Source organism: Sphingomonas sp. IC-11 (assembly GCF_021043365.1).
In the GTDB taxonomy this organism is placed as follows: domain Bacteria; phylum Pseudomonadota; class Alphaproteobacteria; order Sphingomonadales; family Sphingomonadaceae; genus Sphingomonas.
The window spans coordinates 499,521-520,224 of sequence record NZ_JAJNDU010000001.1 but is presented as its reverse complement, the minus strand read 5'-3'; the positions used below and the strand labels follow the sequence as shown (position 1 = coordinate 520,224).

The window sequence follows — 20,704 nt, the reverse complement described above, 5'->3', positions numbered from 1 at the left end:
GATCACGAGGGAACTCCCACCCGCTGAATTTCCCAATCGAGCGTCACCCCGCTCTTCTCCTTTACCCGCGCTCGCACATCCTCCCCCAGCGCCTCAATGTCGGCGCTGGTCGCGCCGCCGAGATTCAGCAGGAAGTTGGTGTGCTTCTCGCTGACCTGCGCGTCGCCGCGACGAAGCCCCCGGCAACCCGCCTCGTCCACCAACGCCCAGGCTTTGTGGCCCGGAGGATTCTTGAACGTCGACCCGCCGGTTCTGGAGCGGAGCGGCTGGGACGCTTCGCGGCTGGCGGCGATGCGGTCCATTTCGGCCTGGATTGCCGCAGTCTCCCCCGGCACGCCGCGGAACGTGCCACTCACCACGATGGCGCCCTCGGGAAGCTCCGAGTGTCGGTAGGTGTAACCTAGTGCCTCCACCGGAAGAGTTTGCCGCTCGCCGGTGCGAAGCACGACGTCGCACTCAACCAGCACGTCAGCGGTTTCGCGCCCATAAGCACCGCCGTTCATCCGAACGAACCCGCCAACCGTGCCCGGGATTGATCGCAGGAATTCGACACCAGCAATGCCTGCATCACGAGCCGTAGAAGACACCAGGATGCCGCTCGCCGCGCCGCCACACCGGAGCGTCGTCGTGTCGAGCCTTTCGACAGACGCAAACGGTTTGCCCAGCCGGACTACCACGCCCGGTACGCCGCCGTCACGCACGATCAGGTTCGAACCCAAACCAAGCGCCATCACCGGCACGGTGGGATCGAGATCAGCGAGGAACTGCGCGAGGTCTTCGACATCGGCTGGCTCAAACAACCATTGGGCCGAGCCGCCCGACTTGAACCAGACGAGCGGCGCGAGCGGCGCATCAGCGGTTAGCCGGCCGCGAACCCGGGGGAGGTCCTGGGTGTTCACCTGTGCGCCTCGATCGCGGGCGCAAGGGCAGCCGCCCACTTCGTGATGTCGCCGGCGCCCAGGCAGACAATCTGATCCTGTGAGCGCACCTCAGTCGCCAAAGTTGCGGCTAGTTCGTCGATGTTCGCCACCGATGCCACCGCACGGTGGCCACGACGCTTCAGCCCTTCGACCAGCGCGGCTGCGTCGACGCCAGGGATCGGCGCTTCGCCGGCGGCATAGACCGGCGTCACATAGACCTGATCCGCGTCGTTGAAGGCTCCCTGGAAGTCATCCATCAGGTTGCTCAGCCGCGAATAGCGATGCGGCTGAACCACCGCGATCACCCGCCCCTGCGCCGATTCTCGCGCAGCGGCCAGAACCGCGCGGATCTCGACCGGATGATGACCATAGTCGTCGATCACGACGGCACCTGCCACTTCCCCAACCTTGGTGAAGCGCCGCTTGACTCCCCCGAACTTCTGGAAGCCATGCTGAATGGTAGCGTCGCCGATGCCGAGTTCCAGCGCGACCCCGATCGCGGCCAAAGCATTTTGAACATTGTGTCGGCCGGGCATCGGCAGCTCGATGTTCTCGATCGAACGAACGGTGCCGTCCCGGTGCCGAATCAACGCTTCGAAGCGGTTGCCGCCCGGATAGGGAGCGACATTGACGCCCCGAACATCAGCACTGGCCGCGAAGCCATAGGTGACAATCCGACGGTCACGGACGCGTGGGATCAGCGCCTGCACCTCGGGATGATCCAAACAAAGCAAAGCAGCGCCGTAGAAGGGCACGTTCTCGACGAACTCGACATAGGCATCCTTGGCCTTTTCAAAGCTGCCGTAGTGATCGAGATGTTCGGGATCGATGTTCGTGACCACCGCGATCGTCCCGTCAAGGCGCAGGAAGCTTCCGTCGCTCTCGTCCGCCTCCACGACCATCCAGTCGCTGTCGCCAAGACGCGCGTTAGAGCCGTAGCTGTTGATGATTCCGCCGTTGATGACCGTGGGGTCAACGCCGCCAGCATCGAGGAGCGCAGCGATCATCGAGGTCGTCGTGGTCTTGCCGTGGGTGCCGGCGACCGCCACCGTCGACTTCAGCCGCATCAATTCGGCGAGCATCTCGGCGCGCCGGACAACAGGGATGCGCTGATTCAGCGCAGCCTCAACCTCCGGATTGCCGCGCTTCACGGCGGTGGAGATGACCACCACGGCAACACCGTCGACGTTCGCGGCATCATGCCCGATCGTCACCTTGATCCCGCGCGCACGCAGCCCTTCGATGACGTAACCTTCGGCCACGTCAGATCCCTGCACGCTATAGCCAAGGTTGTGCATCACCTCGGCGATACCGGACATGCCGATACCGCCGATGCCGACGAAGTGGATAGTCCCGATGTCGGTTGCGACGCCCTTCATGCGAAGGCCTCCTTCGGCTTTGCAGCACCGACCGGCAGCTTCGCGGTTGGCGCATCAAGGCTTTCTACGAGGTCGGCGAGGTCGCGTGCTGCCTCCGGCTTTCCGCACGCACGCGCGCGTCCGGCGGCGTTCTCAAGCGCTGCCGGATCAAGCCCCAGCTTCTGCATCTGCTTGGCAAGTTCGCTCGGCGTGAACGCATTCTGAGGAATGGTCCGAGCGCCTCCCGCCGCGGTGATCTCACGCGCGTTCGCCGTCTGGTGATCATCAGTGGCGCCCGGCAGCGGTACCAGGATTGCCGGACGCCCTGCAGCTGTAAGTTCGGAGATGGTGGAGGCCCCCGCCCGCGCGATCACCAAGTGCGCCCAACCGAGTTGCTCCGGCAGGTCGGGCAGATAGGTTGCGAGATCTGCAGCGATCTCAAGCTCCGCATATTTTGCGCGCGCGCCGTCGATGTCCTCGATCCGCGCTTGATGCGTCACTTGTAGCCGACGACGGAATGCGACCGGCAGCATCGCCAAGCCATCCGGAACCACTTTCGACAGAACGCTCGCACCCTGTGAGCCGCCAGTCACCAGAACCCGGAAAATACCGTCTTCCTCAAGCAGCGGATATGGCCGGGCGCGCAGGGCCAGCACGGCTTCGCGTACCGGGTTCCCGACGTGGTGCGCCTTGCCCTCGTACTTCTGCTTCAGTCGCTCCGTCTTCCCGTAGGATGTCGCGATTGCATCAACGCGCCCCGCAACCAGCCGATTCACCCGGCCGAGAACGGCGTTCTGTTCATGCACGGCCGTCGGGATCTTCTCCGCAAAGGCAGCAGCGAGCGCAGGAAACGCGGGATAACCGCCGAACCCGATCACCGCCGCCGGCTTGAAGGTGCGATACAGTTCGCGCGCCATGGCCCGGCCGCGCCACATCTCGCGCGCCGCCTTGGCCCAACCCACGGGCCCACCGGCAAGCCGGCCGGCGGGAAGGACATGGGTCTGCACGCCATCGAACAAGCCGGGAAAGCGGACGCCGCGCTCGTCGCTGACCAGAGCAACACGGTGCCCGCGCCGCATCAATTCTTCTGCCAGCGCAGCCGCCGGGACCATGTGGCCCCCAGTGCCGCCAGCCGCGAGTACAAAGTGTCGGGCACGGCTCATGCCGCGTTCCCCCAGCGGGCGACATAGGGGCTGCGCAACAGGAACGGGTTGCGACGCGTGAAGGTAAGCAACAGGCCCATGCCGATCGACAACGCGATCATTGATGAGCCACCATAACTGATGAACGGCAATGTCATCCCCTTGGACGGCGCGAGCCCGGTGTTCACAGCCATCGAAATCAGCGCCTGCAATCCGAATTGCGTCGCCAGACCCGACGCGGCCAGCAATTTGAAGCTATCCTGCTCGTCCAGCATCTTCACGAACACGCGAGCAACGATCGCCAGAAACAGCAGCGCGATCACCATACAGGCGATCAAGCCAAACTCCTCGCCGATCACCGAGAAAATGTAGTCGGTATGCGCCTCGGGCAAGCCGAACTTGGACGTGCCGGCGCCCGGCCCCGTTCCGGTCCAGCCCCCCGACGTGAGCGTGCGGTGCGCAGCGTCGGTCTGGAAGTGCGCGCCCTCCGCTTCGTTCGGATCACGAAACAGAAAGCTGTCGATGCGGGTGCGAGCGGTGCCGTAGAACATATAGGCGGCACCGACGCCCACCGGCGCCATCGCAAAAAAGGCCGCAAGCGTCTTTGTCGGCGTGCCCGCGATCACAAGCAGGGTTATCCAAACCAACCCGAAAACCATCGTCTGCCCGAAGTCCGGCTGAAGCATCAGCAACGCGCCGATCGCAGCCGTCATGCCGAAGGTAATGGCGGTGAGCGGCAGTCCCTCTTCCTTCGTGCGCAACGAGAGCAGCCACGCAACCGTGACGATGAAGCAGGGCTTCAGGAACTCGGACGGCTGGAACTGCGAGACGCCGACGCCCAGCCAGCGCTTTGCGCCGTTCACCTCGACGCCGACGCCCGGGATCAGCACCAGCAGGAGCATGAAGCTGAACACCATCGCGCCCACCACCGCAGCGCGGCGGGCGAGATGGACCGGCAACATCGAAATGCCGATCAGCACGGGCAAAGATACGGCCACCCACATCACCTGCCGCCAGAAATAGTGGAGCGGCTGGATCTTCAACTGCTCGCCCGAATAGCGCATCGCCGTTGCGGGAGACGCGGCGGCAACGGACAGCAGACCCACGGCGATCAACGCGAACGTCAGCAGCAGCAGCATGCGGTCCGTGTCCCAGAACCACGTACCCAGCGGCGAGCGATCGCCGCGGCCACCCCTTTCCTTGAGCCGCCCGCGTAGGCCGTTCGTGGTCGCGCGATCCGTCAAGACAGTCCCCCCACTGCTTCGCGAAATGCCTGGCCGCGATGCTCATAGTCGCGGAACTGATCGAACGAAGCAGCTGCCGGCGAGAGCAGGACGACATCACCCGGAACGGCTTGACCCGCCGCACTGGCAATGGCCGCCTCGAGAGTCCCTGCCTCCTCGACGGGCACCTTCCCCGTTAGCACTTGCGCGAATACCGGGGCGGCATCACCAATCGCATAAGCGCGCACGACATGATCAAGATGGGGCAGACAGGCATCTAAATCCTCGCCCTTTGCCATACCGCCTACGATCCAGTGCACGCGACTGAACGCCGCCAGAGCAGGCGCGGCGCTTTCCGGATTGGTCGCCTTGCTGTCGTTGATGAAGGTGACGCCATTCACCTCTCGAACCTTCTCCATCCGGTGCGGGAGGCCCCGGAAGGTTTCGAGAGCACGATCAATGACGGCCTCTTCCGCACCAAGCGCCCGCGCCGCCGCGATCGCGGCCAAGGCGTTCTGCGCATTGTGAGGCCCTTGGAGCGAAGGCCAGCGAGACTGATCCATGCAGACGCCAGGCGCGATCTTGGTCAAATGCTCGCCCCGGCTAGACAAGCCACGGGCAATTTCCGCGGAGGGTGCATCACCGATGCCAATCACTGCATCGTGATCGGCGGATTGCATCGCGAAGAGGCGGCCCTTCGAGGCGGCATAGGCGGCGAAATCGTCGTAGCGATCGAGATGATCGGGCGTGATGTTGAGGAGCACGGCGACGTCGCAGTCGAGCCGGTGGGTGAGATCAATCTGATAGCTCGACAGCTCAAGAACGTAGATCCCGCTGCCATTCTCATTGGGGGCAAGCGGATCCTGGCTGAGGATCGGCAGACCGATGTTTCCCGCCATCCGCACCGGGCGGCCGGCCGTCTCCAGGATATGAGCGACCAATGCGGTGGTCGTCGATTTGCCGTTGGTTCCCGTTATGCCAACCACCTTGTGCGGAGGCAGATGGGGTCTCGCCTGCGCGAACAATTCGATGTCGCCAATGATTGGCACCCCGGCTGCACGCGCTTGTGCGGCGATCGGATGCGTGTTCAGCGGGACACCCGGTGATACCACAAGGGCAGCGGCGCCCGTCAGGTCTAGCGTGGCGATGTCATGCACGATCACGCCGTCGATCTCTTGCGCCCGCTCGCGCGCGGCAGGATCACTGTCCCAAGCGACAACATACGCGCCAGCCGCGGCAAGAGCGCGCACTGCCGCCAGACCGGAACGCGCAAGCCCCAGCACCGCGTAGCGCTGGCCAGCCCAGGTCGGGGAGATGATCACCGGAGCTTCAACGTCGAAAGACCGGCGAGCGCCAGCACGAGGCTGATGATCCAGAAACGGATGACCACGGTCGGCTCGCTCCAGCCCATTTGTTCGAAATGGTGGTGGATCGGCGCCATGCGGAACACGCGCTTGCCAGTGCGCTTGTACCAGAAGACTTGAATGATGACGCTCATCGCCTCGACCACGAAGAGGCCGCCGATGATCCCAAGGACGATCTCGTGATGCGCGACGACCGCGATCGTGCCCAGTGCGCCGCCCAAAGCAAGGCTACCGGTATCCCCCATGAACACCGCCGCCGGCGGGGCATTGTACCACAGGAAGGCCAGACCCGCGCCGATCATCGCACCGCAGAAGATCGCCAAGTCGCCGGCCCGGCCAACATGGGGAATGCCAAGGTAGTCGGCGAACTTCACGTTACCGGCCAGATAGACGATCAGCATGAAGGCGACTGAGGCGATGATCACCGGCATGGTGGCGAGACCATCCAAACCATCGGTGAGGTTCACGGCATTGCCGAAGGCCACGATCGTGAAGGCTGCGAATACCGGGAAGAACCAGCCGAGTTCCAGATATACGCGATTGGTGAACGGCAAGTAGAGGCCAGTCCCGTTCTCGTAGCTGATGATCCAGGCAGCGATGCCCGCGATTGCAAATTCCAGCAGCAGACGCACACGCCCAGGGACGCCCGCGGTGCTCGCCTTACGAACCTTGTCATAATCGTCCAGGAAACCGATCGCGCCGAAACCGAGAGTGACGAACAGGCACGCCCAGACGAACGGATTGCGCAAGTCCATCCAGATCAGAATGGAAAGCGCAAGGCTCGTCAGGATCATGAGCCCGCCCATCGTGGGCGTTCCGCGCTTGGCGAGATGAGTCTGTGGTCCGTCCGCCCGGATCGGCTGTCCCTTGCCCTGCCGCACCCGAAGCCAGCCGATGAACTTTGGCCCGATGATCAGGCCGATGAACAACGCCGTTGCGATGGCGCCGCCGGTGCGGAACGACAGATAACGGATAAGATTGAGAATACCCGGGAAACCGAGCTGCTCGGCGATCCAGTACAACACTATGCCATGCCCCCGGCGAGTGCCGCGACGATCCGCGACAGCCCGACCCCGTTCGATCCCTTGACGAGTACCGCATCACCCGGCGCGAGTATTCCGGGAAGAACCTCCAGCGCCGCTGCGGCGGTGGGCACATGGACGAAATCTATCCGCCCCTCAAGCGCTTGTGCAAGCGGAGTCATCGCTTCGCCGACAAGCAGCGCCGCTTCGACGCGTGCTGCGGCCAGCGGCTCCGCCAGGTCCGCGTGATAGCTGGGCGATCCGGCGCCAAGCTCACGCATTTCGCCCAGCACCGCGACGTGGCGGCCCGGCTCGGCGCCGAGCACCGAAAGTGTCGCGGCCATCGAGGCAGGATTGGCGTTGTAGCTTTCGTCGATGACCAGCGCTTTCCCCTGCTTGATGCTTGCAAGGAAGCGCGCGCCGCGGCCCGGGAGCCCTCCAAGATCCGCGAGCGCGAGGCCCGCAAGCCCGAGGTCACCACCAACGGCATCCACCGCCGCCAGTACGGCCAACGAGTTGGATACCCAATGCGCGCCGGGCTGACCAACGGTGAAACTTAATTCACGCTCACCAACTTTCGCCGACACGAAAGTACCGCCAGTGCGGACCGGCATAGTCTCGAGGGGGCGCACGTCCGCTTCGCGTGAGGTACCAAATGTGACAATGCGCGCCGCATAGGGTGTTGCCGCCGCTATGAGACGGTCACGGTGCGGGCTGTCATACGGCACGATCGCTACGCCGCCCGGTTCCAGGCCGCGGAAGATCTCGCCTTTTGCGTCGGCAATGGCGCTCTCGTCGGGAAAGAATTCGGTGTGCGCTGGCGCGATGGCTGTCACGATCGCCACATGCGGACGAACCAACGTCGTCAGGTGGGCGAGTTCACCTGGATGGTTCATCCCCATTTCAAGCACACCGAAGCGCGTCGATGCGGGCATGCGCGCTAGGCTGAGCGGCACCCCGGTGTGGTTGTTGTAACTCTTGACTGAACGGTGCGTGGAGCCAGGCGAACCCCGATCGAGCGCGGCAAAAAGTGCCTCCTTGGTCGAGGTCTTGCCGACAGAGCCAGTGACGCCAATGACCTTCGCGTCGGTACGGGCGCGGGCTGCCCTGCCGAGGTCCTCGAGCGCGGCGAACGTATCGTCAACTCGCACGTGCGGGCCGGCAGAATCCGCTGAGACGATCGCGCCGGCGGCTCCTTGGGCAAACGCTTGATCGAGGAAGCGATGCCCGTCCGTGGCCTCACCACGCAACGCTACGAACAGATCGCCCGGTCCGACTTCACGTGAATCGAAGGCGACGCCGCTGGCGACAAACGCGCCGGCGGCGTGGCCGCGGGTCGCAGCGGCGATATCAGCGGAGGTCCAGAGGTATTCCATGCGGCTCTATAGCACCAGGAACAGCGCGGTCGCGCGGCAATCGCGATGGGTGCTGCGCGCCCAGCGTTGGAGGGCGCCAGATCCCATCCGGGAGCGCCAACGCCAGTGTGCTGCAACAGGTGCTAACCTGGGGTCAGCCTGGTCGCACTGGCTCAACGCAGCCCGCTCACGGCGTCGCCAGTTACCAGTTCGTACCGCAGCCCTAGGGTGCGCCGCTCGCGCGGCGGCTTTTCCCCCTCGCTGACCACTGGCTTGGACGGCACAACGAACTTACGCTTCACCTGCAACCTCCCTGGCTACATTCACGTCATCAAATGGCAGGACCAGATCCCCCACGATCTGCCCCTGTTCGTGCCCCTTCCCGGCGATCAGTACGATATCGTCCGCGCTCGCCTGCTGAATGGCGAGCCGGATGGCCCCGCGGCGATCGCCGTGCTCGATCGCGTTGGGCGCACCCTTGAGGATGTCGGCGCGGATCGCCGCGGGTTGTTCGCTGCGCGGATTGTCATCAGTGACAATCACCAGATTCGCATGGGCGGCGGCGATCTCGCCCATCGGCTCCCGCTTGCCCTGATCGCGGTCGCCGCCAGCCCCGAAGACGAGGATTAGCCGGCCGGTGACATGGGGTCGAAGGGCCGCAATCGCAGCGTCAAGCGCGTCAGGCGTATGCGCGTAATCGACGTAGACAGGCGCGCCGCTGGGAGCGATGACGGCGCGTTCCAGGCGCCCGCGAACGGGCTGAAGGCGGGCCAAGCCGCTGATCGTTGCTGCGGTGTCACCGCCGGTTGCGATCACCAGACCGGCCGCGATCAGCGCGTTCGCTGCTTGATATGCGCCAATCAACGGCAGGTTGACGCGATGTTCCACGCCATCCGCCAGTATCACAAGCCCCTGGCCCAGCAGCGTCGGATCGCGGGATATCAGGCGCAGGTGGTCGCCGTGCTCTCCCACGGTTAAAAGGCGATTGCGGCGGGCGCGAGCGAGGTCGACGACACGCTCTGAATGCGGATCGTCGGCCCATACGACCGCCGTCCCTTCCGGCGCCAACACCTCCGCAAATAACCGAAGCTTGGCGGTGAAATAGGCCGCCATGTCGCCATGGTAGTCCAGGTGGTCTCGGCTGAGATTGGTGAACGCTGCCGCCGAAACGTGAAGCCCCTCCGTGCGATATTGCGTGAGGCCGTGACTCGAGGCCTCAAATGCCAGATGGCTCACACCCTCGCGTGCAAGCCCGGCCACGTTCGACAGGAAGGTGACCACGTCCGGCGTAGTCAAACCGGTGGTGACCCGCTCGTCTGAGGTAGTGACGCCCAGTGTGCCGATCGAGGCAGCGGAATGGCCGGCCATCCTCCACAACTGACGTGTGAGCTCCACGGTCGACGTCTTGCCGTTCGTGCCGGTGACGGCAACGCACGTTGCGGGAAATGGCGCGAAGAAGCGAGCGGCGAGTTCGGCAAAGCAGGCACGAGGATTGTCCGCCGGAATGTGCACCGCGCCTTCAACCAGCGCTTCATGACGGGCCACCACCGCGATCGCGCCGGCGGCTATGGCGGCAGGGATGAAGTCCTCGCCGTTTACCTGGGTTCCTTCGAAAGCGCCAAAGACGGTGCCCGGCGCAACCTTCCGGTGATCGATTGCGAAGCCCGTCACCGTTTCGGCCTGGTCACCACCGGTGAGCGCACCCAGCTTCATTCGGCCTCAACCTTTTTGTCGCCCGGCGCATGCCAGAGCAGCCCCTGCAATTCGCGAACATCAATGTCCCGTTGCGCGTCGGGGATCACGCCAAGCATCGCGCCCGTACGGCTGATGACGCGGCTGACGACCGGCGCCGCGGTATAAGCTGCCGTGGTCTGGAAGAGGTTAGCCTCCACTCGCTTTGGACTGTCCATCATGGTGAGCACGACGTAGCGTGGGGCGTCCATCGGGAAGGCAGCGGCGAACGTCGACACGTTCCGGTTCCGCGCATAGCCGCCCTTCTCTGCCGCCTCCGCGGTACCGGTCTTTCCACCCACGCGGTAACCCGGCGCCTCGGCCTTGCGCCCCGTCCCGTCGGTAACAATCAATCGCAGCAACTGACGCATGCGAGCGCTGGTTGCCTCGCTGATCACGCGCCGGCCCTTGGGCGCGGCGCCCGGCTGCACTTTCAACAGCGTGGTCGGCCGCCAGACGCCGCCGTTCACCAGCGTCGCATAAGCATTGGCGAGGTGAAGCGGAGTGACCGCGATACCATGGCCGTAGGCGGTAGTCATGACGGTGGTGCGCGCCCAATAGTGCGGCCAGAGCGGACGGCCCTTTTCCACCAGTTCGATGTCCGGCTTGGTGTCAAAACCCAGCTTGCGGAACATGGTCTGCATACGCTGCGCACCAATCTCGTCCGCAATTCGCGCGGTGGCGATATTCGACGAGTGGATCAGGGTTTCCGGGATGTTGAGCCACCGGTTCTGCGCGTGATCGTCCTTGATGCGGAATCGGCCCACCTGCAATGGCGCGGTCGCATCGAAGCGGCGCGACATGTCGGTGACGACGCCCGTGTCGATCGCCGTCGCCATCGCGATCGGCTTGAACGCTGATCCAAGCTCATACACGCTCTGGGTCACGGTGTTACGCAGCTGTTCGATGCCAGCCATGCCGACCCGGTTCGGGTTGAACAACGGCAGGGACACCATCGCGATGACCTCACCGGTATCGACATCGAGCACCACACCCGCAGCCGCGCGCGCCTGCATGCTCGCCATCGACTGACCGAGTTCGCTCTCCATCGCAGCCTGAACGCGGCTGTCGATCGACAGCACGACCGGCGTTCCGGACATGGCGGGGTTCAGCAACCGTTCGTCGAGGGCCCGCTCCATGCCAAGTCGGCCGTGAACGGTCGGATCCTTCTGCGTGGTTCCGATGTAGCCGAGAACGTGCGCCGCCAGCGTCGACTGGGGATACAGGCGCTGGGTTTCGCGATCAAAGACGATTCCCGGCTCACCAATGGCATTCACAGCCTGAACGAGCGCCGGAGATGCACGCCGGTTCAGATACGTGAAGTTCACGTCCCGGGTGATCAGGCGATAAAAGTGGTGCTGGTCGCCGACGTCCGGCATCAGATCGGCCAGCTTCTTTGCGATGTCGCTGCGGTCGCCAAGTAAGCGCCGAGGGTGGACGCCGATTGTCCATGCATCGATTGTCCGGGCTAGCTGCTGCCCATTGCGATCCACGATGTCGCCGCGCGGCGCGGTGCTGATGGCAGCCACTCGTTCCGGCCCGCCGTCGAAAGCCAGCATCGCCAGGCGCACGATCACGAGCAGAATTGCCGCTGCGAACAGCAGCAGCAGCACCATCAGGCGCATGTGCTGCGTCGCAAGCAGCGCCTGCCGCTGTTCGCTGACGCGCGCTGGGCGCGTCGCCCGGGCGACCATTGTCGTCAACGCAAGCGGCCTCGCTCGCTGCGAGCGCCGCTCATCAGGTCACCCAGGGTGGCATCGCTCAACAGCGACTTGTCCAGCATCGCAACGGCGTGCGCCTTGCGGATGGAAGCGGTAGGCGCGCCGGTGGTGGTCACCGCAGCCTTGATCACTGCCGGGCGGGCAGGCTCCGTCACCGCAGCTGCCACTTTGACCGAGGCGGAACGTGGTGCGGCAGGCTTGGCCGCCACCTGAACCAGAGTCGCTGGCGGCGCGGCGGGTACGTCCTCCATTACCGCGGGGGCGATTTCGGACGGGCGGGCGGGAACGATCAACTGGGCGGTCTGAACGTCACCCTGAGCGGCTCCGGGAAGTTGCGAGCCCGGACGGAAGCTGATGGCAGCAAGCTGCGCCTCGTCACGCACGAACTGCGAAGCGGTAGGCGCGACAAGGGCAAGGGTGTCGCCGTTCCAGCGCTCCAGCTGCGCGAGGTTCGACCGAACATCAAACTCGGTCTCCAGAGCGCGAATGTCGCGCTCCGCCGAACTGATCTTTGCATCGATCTGCGCCAGACGCTTGCGCTCGGCCGCCACTTGCAGGCTGACAAGATAGAAGCTCAGCGAGACGATCACCACGCCGCCGAACCACCCAAGTCCCTTTAGTCGATACGCCGCCGTCATTTACTCGTCTCCACTCGCAACCCGCCCCGCCACATCTGTTTTGAGCTCGCCCCATGCTGGCGCCGCAGTCCGCCGCGCCATCCGCAAGGTGGCGGATCGGGCGCGCGGGTTGCGCGCTACCTCCGCCGCAGTCGGGCGTACGGCACGCCCAACGATCTCGAATGTCGATTCCCGCGTATCGACCGCAGCCGGCCGATGCCGAGACCCTGCCGGCGTTCCGCCGCTACGCTCGCGAAGAAAGCGCTTGATCATGCGATCTTCCAGCGAGTGGAAGCTGACAACGGCCAGCCGCCCGCCCGGCGCGAGCACCCGCTCCGCCGCGGCCAGTCCCTCAGCCAGCTCGTCAAGCTCACGATTCACATGGATGCGAACGGCCTGAAAAGCGCGAGTCGCCGGATCCTTCTTGTCGTGCGGCCGATGCCCCAGTGCCTTGCGAACCACGCGCGCCAGATCGCCGGTGGTCTGCAGCGGCCGCGCGGCGACAATGGCGCGAGCCACCCGGCGCGACTTGGGCTCTTCGCCATATCGCCACAGCACGTCGGCGATCTCCGCCTCGTCCGCATTGTTCAGGAAGTCGGCGGCGCTCTCCCCCTCCTGGCTCATGCGCATGTCGAGCGGGCCGTCCTGCTGGAAGGAGAAGCCACGCGCCGCCTGATCGAGGTGCATGGACGAAACGCCAATATCCATCGTCACGCCATCGACCGCCACGACGCCGCGAGCAGCAAGCTCCCTGTCCAGCCGTGAAAATTCGGCTGCGATGAGGGTGAGACCGGACTCCGCCGCCGCCAGCTGTTGCCCGGCGGCGATCGCATCAGGATCACGATCAAAGGCGAAGACGCGCGCGCCGGTGGCCAGCAGGGCCCGCGTATAGCCGCCGGCCCCGAAGGTCGCGTCAACGATGGTCTCACCCGGCGCAGGAGAAAGCGCGGCAAGCACTTCATCAAGCAGGACGGGAATGTGCGGACCACCCGTCACAGCGTGATACCCTTGTCGCGACACATGATCGTTGCGTGGCGCTTCACCATCTCGTCCACGCCGTCATGCGCCACGAGCGCACGCGGATCCCAGATCATGAAGCTTTCATAGTCGCCAAGGAAGAAGGCGATGTCAGCGATTCCAGCAAGTTCGCGCTCGGCCGCGGGCAGGATGAAGCGGCCACTTCCGTCGAACGGCACGGGCTCGACCGAGGCACCGCGCATGCGCGGCGCATAATAAGCAGCGGAGCCGGTGTGCGTCCCGGCTTCGTTCTGGCGCTGGATCAGCTGATTCTTCGCAAACTCGATGTAGCCGCGATCATGAGCGATAAGGCAGGGAAAATCGGGATGAACACCCACCAGCACGGTCCCCCCGTCCTTGCCGTCCGGCCGGGGAGCATTCTGGGCAAGGGCGGCGCGAAGGGTGCTGGGAATGGCAACCCGGCCCTTGTCATCGACAAGGCCGACCCCCTTCCCAAGATAATCCACCCGTTCCGACACGCCCACCTCGCACAAGGCGCGCAAGAGACCCTGTTCCAAAAGTCGGCCCTCGCCGCCCTTTGGTTGTCGCTACCCGCAAACAACAGTGGTCCTGCCCCTCTGTCGCTAAACAATTATCAGCGACGGTCGGGGATGGGAAGGGAAAATCGGGGAGGATCGGGGAAACCGGCTCAACTGGACGGGAAACGGCCGCTCCTGAGCAAGGTGGCGCACGTGTGTTCGTGCTTGGTTCTTGGCGCAACGCTGACGAAAGTAGTGGTTCGGGCGCGCAACAGCGCCCGTTCCCCTGCTTTCCCCATTTTATCCAGAATCATTTGGGGGCGTTTTCCGGAGCCGGGCTCGCTTCGGCAGTGCTCGGCGCGACTCCGAGCTGGGCCAGCGGCTCATTGTCCGCCTCCGCCGGGGAGGCAGTGTTGGCTGAGGTCATGTTCGCCACCTCCGCCGCGCTAGTCGCGGCAGTGACTGGCTGCTGGCGGTTCGCCGCGCTGAACAGAGCGCTGACAAGGCCGATCAGAAGGATCACAGCGGCCAGACCGACCATGCCGACCCGAACACGCTGCATCGCCTGGCTAGAGGATGCGCCTTGCTTCATCTTGTCGTGCGACTCTAACGCCGTGTCGCGCGCTTGTCGAATTCCGATGGTCAAGGCCGCGCCAGCGACAGCCCCTTCGATTCGCGCCAGGCAGGATTGTGAAGGGTCGACAGGTAGCGGAAGCCAGTGTCGCAAAGGATTGTTGCAATCCTTTTGCCCGGTCCAAGCGCCCTGGCCAGGCGCACCGCACCGGCAACATTGATGCCCGACGAAAGACCGAGACAAAGCCCCTCCTCCGCCAGCAGCCGATCCACCCACTCCAGCCCTTCGGCATCCGAGATGCGGAACTGCGTATCGATCGGCGCACCCTCTAAGTTGGCGGTGATCCGCCCCTGGCCAATGCCTTCGGCGACCGACGATCCCTCGCTCTTCAACTCGCCGTGAGCGTAGAATTCGTACAGGGCGGCGCCGTGCGGATCGCTGAGCGCAATGGTAATCCGCTCGTCCTTTTCCTTCAGTCCTAGGCCGACGCCTGCGATGGTTCCGCCTGTGCCGGCTGCGCACGTGAAGCCGTCGATGCGACCGTCCATCTGAGCCCAGAGCTCCTCGGCAGTGCCGACGATGTGAGCCCGGCGATTAGCGATATTGTCGAACTGGTTTGCCCAGACCGCCCCTGGCGTTTCCTCCGCGATGCGGCGGGACTGATGCACGAAATGGCACGGGCTGGAGTAAGGCGCCGCGGGCACGGTCACCAGCTCGGCACCGAGCGCGCGCAACGTGTCCATCTTCTCCTTGGATTGCGTGTCCGGCATCACGATGATGGTGCGATACCCCTTGGCGTTGGCGACCAGCGCCAGACCAATGCCGGTGTTGCCGGCCGTGCCTTCCACGATCGTGCCGCCGGGCTGGAGCGCGCCACGCGCCTCCGCATCCTCCACGATGAACAATGCCGCGCGATCCTTCACGCTGGCGCCGGGGTTGGCGAATTCGCATTTGCCGAAGATGTCGCAACCGGTTGCTTCGCTGGGCCCCTTGAGACGAACAAGCGGGGTATGGCCGATAAGCGAAAGCGTGTCTGAAGCAGTGTGCATGATCGCCTAGATGGCGCGGCGGGCGCGACCCGGCAACCGCGGCTTAGTCTTTGGCCAGCGATAGCCCTGCTACTGGCGCGGCCAACCGAAGTTAATCAAGGACTTGAGCTCAGATCGGTGCTTTGCAAGTAGGCGTTAGAAGGCAGACGGATGTGACGGTAAAATCATCATTTCCACCCGTAGTGGCGCCGGATGCGCGCGTCCTTGTTCTCGGCAGCCTGCCCGGCGAGCGAAGCCTGGCGGAGCGCCGCTACTACGCGCATCCGCAGAACCAATTCTGGGAGTTGATGACGCCGATCGTCGGGCAGGACCTGCGCTCGCTCGGGTATCAGGAGCGGCTTGAGGCGTTGAAGGCGGCTCGGATCGCCCTGTGGGATGTCGTGGCGACCGCGCGGCGCGTCGGCAGCACGGACGCGACCATCCGTGACGCAGCAGCGAACGATTTGCCCACCTTGCTGGATCGACTGCCAGCGCTGCGGGCCGTCGCGTTCAACGGGGGCAAGGCGCTGTCGCTTGGCCGAACGCTGGTGGAGGGACGGAACCTTGCCGTTCTCGCCTTACCCTCCTCCAGCCCGCTTCACACCGTCGGGCGCACTGCCAAGCAGCCGGCGTGGGACGCCATTACTGCCTATCTGCGTTAACCTCGCGCCGGTATCGTCAGCCCCCGCTGAACCGCAGGGCGCTCCAGCGCCCGCCCCAGCCACTTGGCGACATGCTGGAATCCATCAAAGCCAGTAATTTCACGCGCTTCGTAAAAGGTGATGAGGTTTCGTACCCAGCCGATCATGGAAATGTCGGCGATCGTATATTCGTCCCCAAGGAACCAGCGCCTGCCCTCGAGCGCGGCGTCCATCACGCCCAGCAGCCGTTTGGATTCGTCGACGTAGCGCTGGAGCGGGCGCTTATCCTCCCATTCGCGACCAGCGAACTTATTGAAGAAACCAAGTTGCCCAAACATCGGCCCGAGGCCGCCCATCTGAAACATCAGCCATTGAACACTGTGCCAGCGATCACCGGCGGAAGTCGGGAGAAACTTTCCCGACTTCTCGGCCAAATACAGAAGGATCGCTCCGCTTTCGAATAAGCCGAGCGGGCTGCCATCGGGCCCGTGCGGATCGAGAATGGCGGGGATCTTTCCGTTTGGATTTAGCGACAGAAACTCTGGTGATTTTTGGTCATTGGTCGCGAAGTCGACCAGATGCACCTCATAGGGCAGGCCCGTCTCCTCAAGCATGATCGAGACCTTGACGCCATTTGGTGTGGGCAAGCCATAATATTGCAGAACATCGGGCCGCCGCGGTGGCCAACGCCGGGTGATCGGGAAGTCGGAGAGATCGGTCATGATGGCGCGCTCCTCTGGCAGGTAAGCGCTTCAGCTATAGCGTGAGTCTCGGGCGATTGCTCTGTTCATCCTTTGAACGGCTCGATCCGCCGAGAGTGGCTTGCACGGAACCGGTGTGCGGCGGCCTCGTTGCACTGTCGAACCAATAAAGAGGAGTAACCATGTACCGTTACGCACTCCTGCTGCTTGCCACCGCAACGCCGCTCGCCGCCAATGCGCAAGGCACCCAGGCTCCCGCTCCCGCCGCACCAGCAAGCCCGGCTGTGGCCCCGGCCGGTGCAGGTCCGGCGGTCGGCGGCACCGTTTATGATGCCCAGGGTGGCACGGTGGGCACGATCGCATCGACCGACGGCACCAATGCCGTGATCGACACTGGCACGGTCAAGGCATCGATCCCGCTCACCTCGCTCGGCACCGGCCCGAAGGGGCCAGTGCTCGGCATGACCAAGGCAGAGCTTGAGACGGCGGCCGGACAGGGCGCGGCGCAGGCCGCGCAGAATTTCCAGTCGCAGTTGACCGCTGGCGCCACAGTTTACGGTGCCGGCGGAAACTCGCTCGGCACGATCAAGGCCGTGGAGGGCCAGTTCGTCACGTTGACCACCGCCAAGGGCGATGCGCGGCTGCCGATCGGGTCGTTCGGGCCTGGTCCGAAGGGTGTGACGATCGGGATGACCGCGGAGCAGCTTGACGCGGCGATGGCCGGCAAGTGAGTGACTGGCCGCGGGGCTGGACCAGCGCCGCGGCCAAATACCCGGCCTCTCGCCGGGGGCGTGCGGGCCGGAAGCGGAGAAGATCGGCCTAGATGCTGGCCCGCGCGGCCTGTTCCCGGCCGCGGTCCGCAGATCGCCGGCCAGCAACATTGCTGCAGTGATTCGGGACGCCTTCGACCTGTCGGGCGGAGCAAAGCCGCGCGGCGATCCCAAGTCGGCTCGAGTTGCCCCGCCGCTTCCTGGCTCCGCCGCGACCCAGACGCGCGTACCTGAACCGACCAGCCGGATGAGAAGTCCCAACGGCTGAACCGGATCCAGCAGTGCGGCAACCGTCCGGGTCAGGCCCGAACGGTGCCGAGCCTCAGGCGACCACCTTCGCTTCTTCGAGTGCAGCGCGCACGGCAGCGAGCGCGTCGTCGGCCTTGTCGCCGTCCGGGCCGCCGCCCTGCGCCATGTCGGGCCGGCCACCGCCGCCTTGCCCGCCGACCGCGGCCACCGCGCGCTTCACCAGATCGACGGCATTGTAGGTTGCGACCAGATCGTCGGTGACACCGACCGCGACCGTCGCGCGGCCATCGTTGACCGCGACCAGCGCAGCCACGCCCGAGCCGATGCGCTTCTTGGCATCGTCCACCGCGCCGCGCAGACCCTTGGCCTCAAAGCCGTTCAGCACCTGGCCGACAAAGGCAACCCCGCCGACGGCTTCCGGCCCCGCGGGCGCCGCGCCGCTGCCGCCGCCCATTGCCAGCGCCTTCTTCGCCTCGGCCAGCTCACGCTCCAGCCGGCGCTTTTCCTCGAGCAGCGAGGCGACGCGGCCGGGGACTTCGTCGGGGGTGGTGCGCAGCGCGGAGGCTGCCTCGCGCAGCTTCTCGTCGCGCGAGGAGAGATAGGCGCGCGCGGCTTCGCCGGTCAGCGCCTCGACGCGGCGAACGCCCGAGGACACGGCGCCCTCGCCGATCACCTTGAACAGGCCGATGTCGCCGAGCGCACTGACATGGGTGCCACCGCACAGCTCGACCGAATAGGTCTTGCCGCCGTCATCGCTGCCCATCGAGACGACGCGGACCTCGTCGCCGTACTTTTCGCCGAATAGCGCCATCGCGCCCATCGCGATGGCATCGTCGGGCGTCATCAGCCGGGTGGTGACGGGCGTGTTCTGACGGATCTTGGCGTTCACCGCGGCCTCCGCATCGGCCAGTTCCTCGGCGGTCATAGCGCTGGAATGGCTGACGTCGAAGCGCAGCCGATCGGGCGCCACCAGCGAGCCCTTCTGCGCGACATGCGTGCCGAGCCGCTGGCGCAGCGCCTCATGCAGCAAGTGCGTGGCGGAGTGGTTGGCGCGGATCGCGGCGCGGCGGGCGACGTCGATCGCGAGCCTGACCGTATCGCCGACCTTGATCTCGCCGGTGCCGAGCGTCGCGTGATGGACCCACAGCTTGCCGAGCTGCTTCGAGGTATCGGTGACCTCGGCAGCAAGACCGCCCTCGTTGCTGATCGTGCCGGCGTCGCCGACTTGACCGCCGCTTTCGGCGTAGAAGGGGGTCTGGTTGACGATCACGTCGACCTGATCGCCGGCCGCAGCCTTTTCCACCCGCCCGCCGTCCTTGACCAGCGCGAGGACGATGCCCTCACCCACATCGCTGGAATAGCCGGTGAATTCGGTCGCGCCGACTTCCTCGGCGAGGTCGAACCACAATTCGTCGGAGGCCTTCGCGCCCGAGCCCTTCCAGGCGGCGCGGGCGGCGCGCTTCTGCTCCGCCATCGCAGCGTCGAAGCCGGCACGGTCGACGCCGAACGACTGGGTGCGCAGCGCGTCCTCGGTCAGATCATAGGGGAAGCCGAAGGTGTCATAGAGCTTGAACGCGGTTTCGCCCGGCAGCACGTCGCCCGGCTTCATCCCCGCGGTCGCCTCGTCGAGGAGCTTCAGCCCCTTGTCGAGCGTCTGGCGGAAACGGGTTTCCTCCTGGGAGAGCGTCGCCTCGATCAGCGGCTGGGCACGGACGAGTTCAGGATAAGCCGCGCCCATTTCGGCGACCAGCGCCGGCACCAGGCGGTGCATCAACGGCTCCTTCGCGCCGAGCAGATGCGCGTGACGCATCGCGCGACGCATGATGCGGCGCAGGACATAGCCGCGGCCTTCGTTGGACGGCAGCACGCCGTCGGCGACGAGGAAGCCGGCGCAGCGCAGGTGATCGGCGATAACGCGGTGGCTGGCCTGATTGGCGCCGGTCGTCGCAGTGTGGGTCAGCGCGCCCGAGGCGGCGATCAGCGCCTTGAACGTGTCCGTATCATAATTGTCGTGCACGCCCTGCATGACCGCGGCGATGCGTTCCAGCCCCATGCCGGTGTCGATCGACGGGCGCGGCAGATCGCCGATGATCGTGTCGGCTTCCTGCACGAACTGCATGAAGACGAGGTTCCACACCTCGACGAAGCGATCGCCATCCTCGTCCGGCGAGCCGGGAGGGCCACCGGGGATATGATCACCGTGATCGTAGAAGATCTCGCTGCACGGACCGCACGGACCATCCGAACCCATCGCCCAGAAATTGTCCTTGGTCGGAATGCGGATGATGCGGTGGTCGGGGAGGCCGGCGATCTTCTTCCACAGATCGAACGCCTGATCGTCGGTGTGATAGACGGTCGCGGTCAGCTTGTCGGCGGGAAGGCCCCATTCCTTGGTCAGCAGGGTCCAGGCGTGGGTGATCGCCTGTTCCTTGAAATAATCGCCGAACGAGAAATTGCCGAGCATCTCGAAGAAGGTGTGATGCCGCGCGGTATAGCCGACATTGTCGAGATCATTGTGCTTGCCCCCGGCGCGCACGCACTTCTGCGATGAAGTAGCGGTGGAGTACGGCCGGGTTTCCAGGCCGGTGAACACGTTCTTGAACGGCACCATGCCCGCGTTGACGAACATCAGCGTCGGATCGTTCTGCGGCACCAGCGGCGCGGAGGGCACGACGCTGTGCCCGGCCGAGCCGAAGTAGTCGAGGAAGCTGCGGCGGATGTCGTTCGTCGAGGTCATGGTGCGCGACTTAATAAAGGACGCGCCCCATGACTAGCGGATTGCGTTACCGTAT

Annotated in this window: 19 protein-coding genes; 2 read left to right on the top strand and 17 right to left on the bottom strand. The window is 64.9% G+C overall.

Translation table 11 applies throughout. The features are described from left to right. Positions 1-2 precede the first annotated feature (2 nt). The 15 genes from murB to LQ954_RS02355 all read right to left on the bottom strand — a co-directional run bounded on the left by murB (position 3) and on the right by LQ954_RS02355 (position 15,572). The gene (gene murB / locus LQ954_RS02420) at positions 3-899 is read right to left on the bottom strand and encodes a UDP-N-acetylmuramate dehydrogenase (protein WP_231021780.1); all 897 of its coding nucleotides are present in this window, start codon (positions 897-899) and stop codon (positions 3-5) included. Beyond that, the gene (murC, locus tag LQ954_RS02415; protein ID WP_227771544.1) at positions 896-2,299 is read right to left on the bottom strand and encodes a UDP-N-acetylmuramate--L-alanine ligase; all 1,404 of its coding nucleotides are present in this window, start codon (positions 2,297-2,299) and stop codon (positions 896-898) included. Before murC ends, murB begins: the two co-directional genes overlap by 4 nt. Further along, positions 2,296-3,441, bottom strand: coding sequence for an undecaprenyldiphospho-muramoylpentapeptide beta-N-acetylglucosaminyltransferase (gene murG, locus LQ954_RS02410; RefSeq protein WP_231021778.1), 1,146 nt, complete (start codon positions 3,439-3,441; stop codon positions 2,296-2,298). Before murG ends, murC begins: the two co-directional genes overlap by 4 nt. After that, the gene (gene ftsW, locus LQ954_RS02405; RefSeq protein ID WP_227771542.1) at positions 3,438-4,664 is read right to left on the bottom strand and encodes a putative lipid II flippase FtsW; all 1,227 of its coding nucleotides are present in this window, start codon (positions 4,662-4,664) and stop codon (positions 3,438-3,440) included. Before ftsW ends, murG begins: the two co-directional genes overlap by 4 nt. Beyond that, positions 4,661-5,965: a UDP-N-acetylmuramoyl-L-alanine--D-glutamate ligase gene (gene murD / locus LQ954_RS02400; protein ID WP_231021777.1), complete on the bottom strand. Its 1,305-nt coding sequence runs from the start codon at positions 5,963-5,965 to the stop codon at positions 4,661-4,663. The genes ftsW and murD overlap by 4 nt, the downstream gene beginning before the upstream one ends. Then, complete coding sequence (gene mraY, locus LQ954_RS02395; protein ID WP_227771540.1) at positions 5,962-7,032, bottom strand: phospho-N-acetylmuramoyl-pentapeptide-transferase; 1,071 nt, start codon at positions 7,030-7,032, stop codon at positions 5,962-5,964. Before mraY ends, murD begins: the two co-directional genes overlap by 4 nt. Beyond that, the gene (locus LQ954_RS02390) at positions 7,032-8,405 is read right to left on the bottom strand and encodes a UDP-N-acetylmuramoyl-tripeptide--D-alanyl-D-alanine ligase (RefSeq protein WP_231021776.1); all 1,374 of its coding nucleotides are present in this window, start codon (positions 8,403-8,405) and stop codon (positions 7,032-7,034) included. The genes mraY and LQ954_RS02390 overlap by 1 nt, the downstream gene beginning before the upstream one ends. Before the next feature lie 152 nt (positions 8,406-8,557). Continuing rightward, on the bottom strand, positions 8,558-8,686 hold the full coding sequence (locus LQ954_RS16080) for a hypothetical protein (RefSeq protein WP_269142115.1): 129 nt from the start codon (positions 8,684-8,686) through the stop codon (positions 8,558-8,560). Beyond that, entirely contained in the window at positions 8,676-10,097 is a 1,422-nt protein-coding gene (locus tag LQ954_RS02385) for a UDP-N-acetylmuramoyl-L-alanyl-D-glutamate--2,6-diaminopimelate ligase (RefSeq protein WP_231021775.1), read from the bottom strand. Before LQ954_RS02385 ends, LQ954_RS16080 begins: the two co-directional genes overlap by 11 nt. Then, positions 10,094-11,818, bottom strand: a complete 1,725-nt coding sequence (locus tag LQ954_RS02380) for a peptidoglycan D,D-transpeptidase FtsI family protein (RefSeq protein ID WP_231021774.1) — start codon at positions 11,816-11,818, stop codon at positions 10,094-10,096. Before LQ954_RS02380 ends, LQ954_RS02385 begins: the two co-directional genes overlap by 4 nt. Continuing rightward, on the bottom strand, positions 11,815-12,474 hold the full coding sequence (locus tag LQ954_RS02375; protein ID WP_231021773.1) for a hypothetical protein: 660 nt from the start codon (positions 12,472-12,474) through the stop codon (positions 11,815-11,817). The genes LQ954_RS02380 and LQ954_RS02375 overlap by 4 nt, the downstream gene beginning before the upstream one ends. After that, positions 12,475-13,449, bottom strand: coding sequence for a 16S rRNA (cytosine(1402)-N(4))-methyltransferase RsmH (gene rsmH / locus LQ954_RS02370; RefSeq protein ID WP_231021771.1), 975 nt, complete (start codon positions 13,447-13,449; stop codon positions 12,475-12,477). Next, positions 13,446-13,988 (bottom strand): division/cell wall cluster transcriptional repressor MraZ, encoded by a 543-nt coding sequence (locus LQ954_RS02365; protein WP_227771534.1) that lies wholly within the window; start codon positions 13,986-13,988, stop codon positions 13,446-13,448. The genes rsmH and LQ954_RS02365 overlap by 4 nt, the downstream gene beginning before the upstream one ends. 271 nt (positions 13,989-14,259) lie before the next feature. Then, positions 14,260-14,511, bottom strand: a complete 252-nt coding sequence (locus tag LQ954_RS02360; protein ID WP_231021769.1) for a hypothetical protein — start codon at positions 14,509-14,511, stop codon at positions 14,260-14,262. 80 nt (positions 14,512-14,591) lie between these two features. Beyond that, complete coding sequence (locus LQ954_RS02355) at positions 14,592-15,572, bottom strand: cysteine synthase A (RefSeq protein WP_227771532.1); 981 nt, start codon at positions 15,570-15,572, stop codon at positions 14,592-14,594. 152 nt (positions 15,573-15,724) lie between these two features. Here LQ954_RS02355 and LQ954_RS02350 point away from each other — a divergent pair, with 152 nt between their 5' ends. Beyond that, positions 15,725-16,213, top strand: coding sequence for a DNA-deoxyinosine glycosylase (locus LQ954_RS02350; protein WP_330999928.1), 489 nt, complete (start codon positions 15,725-15,727; stop codon positions 16,211-16,213). Here LQ954_RS02350 and LQ954_RS02345 read toward each other — a convergent pair. After that, positions 16,210-16,914, bottom strand: a complete 705-nt coding sequence (locus LQ954_RS02345; protein ID WP_231021766.1) for a glutathione S-transferase family protein — start codon at positions 16,912-16,914, stop codon at positions 16,210-16,212. The two genes, LQ954_RS02350 and LQ954_RS02345, sit on opposite strands and share 4 nt — an antisense overlap. Positions 16,915-17,075: 161 nt before the next feature. Here LQ954_RS02345 and LQ954_RS02340 point away from each other — a divergent pair, with 161 nt between their 5' ends. Next, positions 17,076-17,624: a hypothetical protein gene (locus tag LQ954_RS02340; RefSeq protein WP_231021765.1), complete on the top strand. Its 549-nt coding sequence runs from the start codon at positions 17,076-17,078 to the stop codon at positions 17,622-17,624. 361 nt (positions 17,625-17,985) lie between these two features. Here the strand turns inward: LQ954_RS02340 and alaS are convergent, their stop codons facing one another. After that, a complete protein-coding gene (gene alaS / locus LQ954_RS02335) occupies positions 17,986-20,649 on the bottom strand; it encodes an alanine--tRNA ligase (RefSeq protein ID WP_231021764.1) in 2,664 nt (887 codons plus the stop codon). Positions 20,650-20,704: the final 55 nt, after the last annotated feature.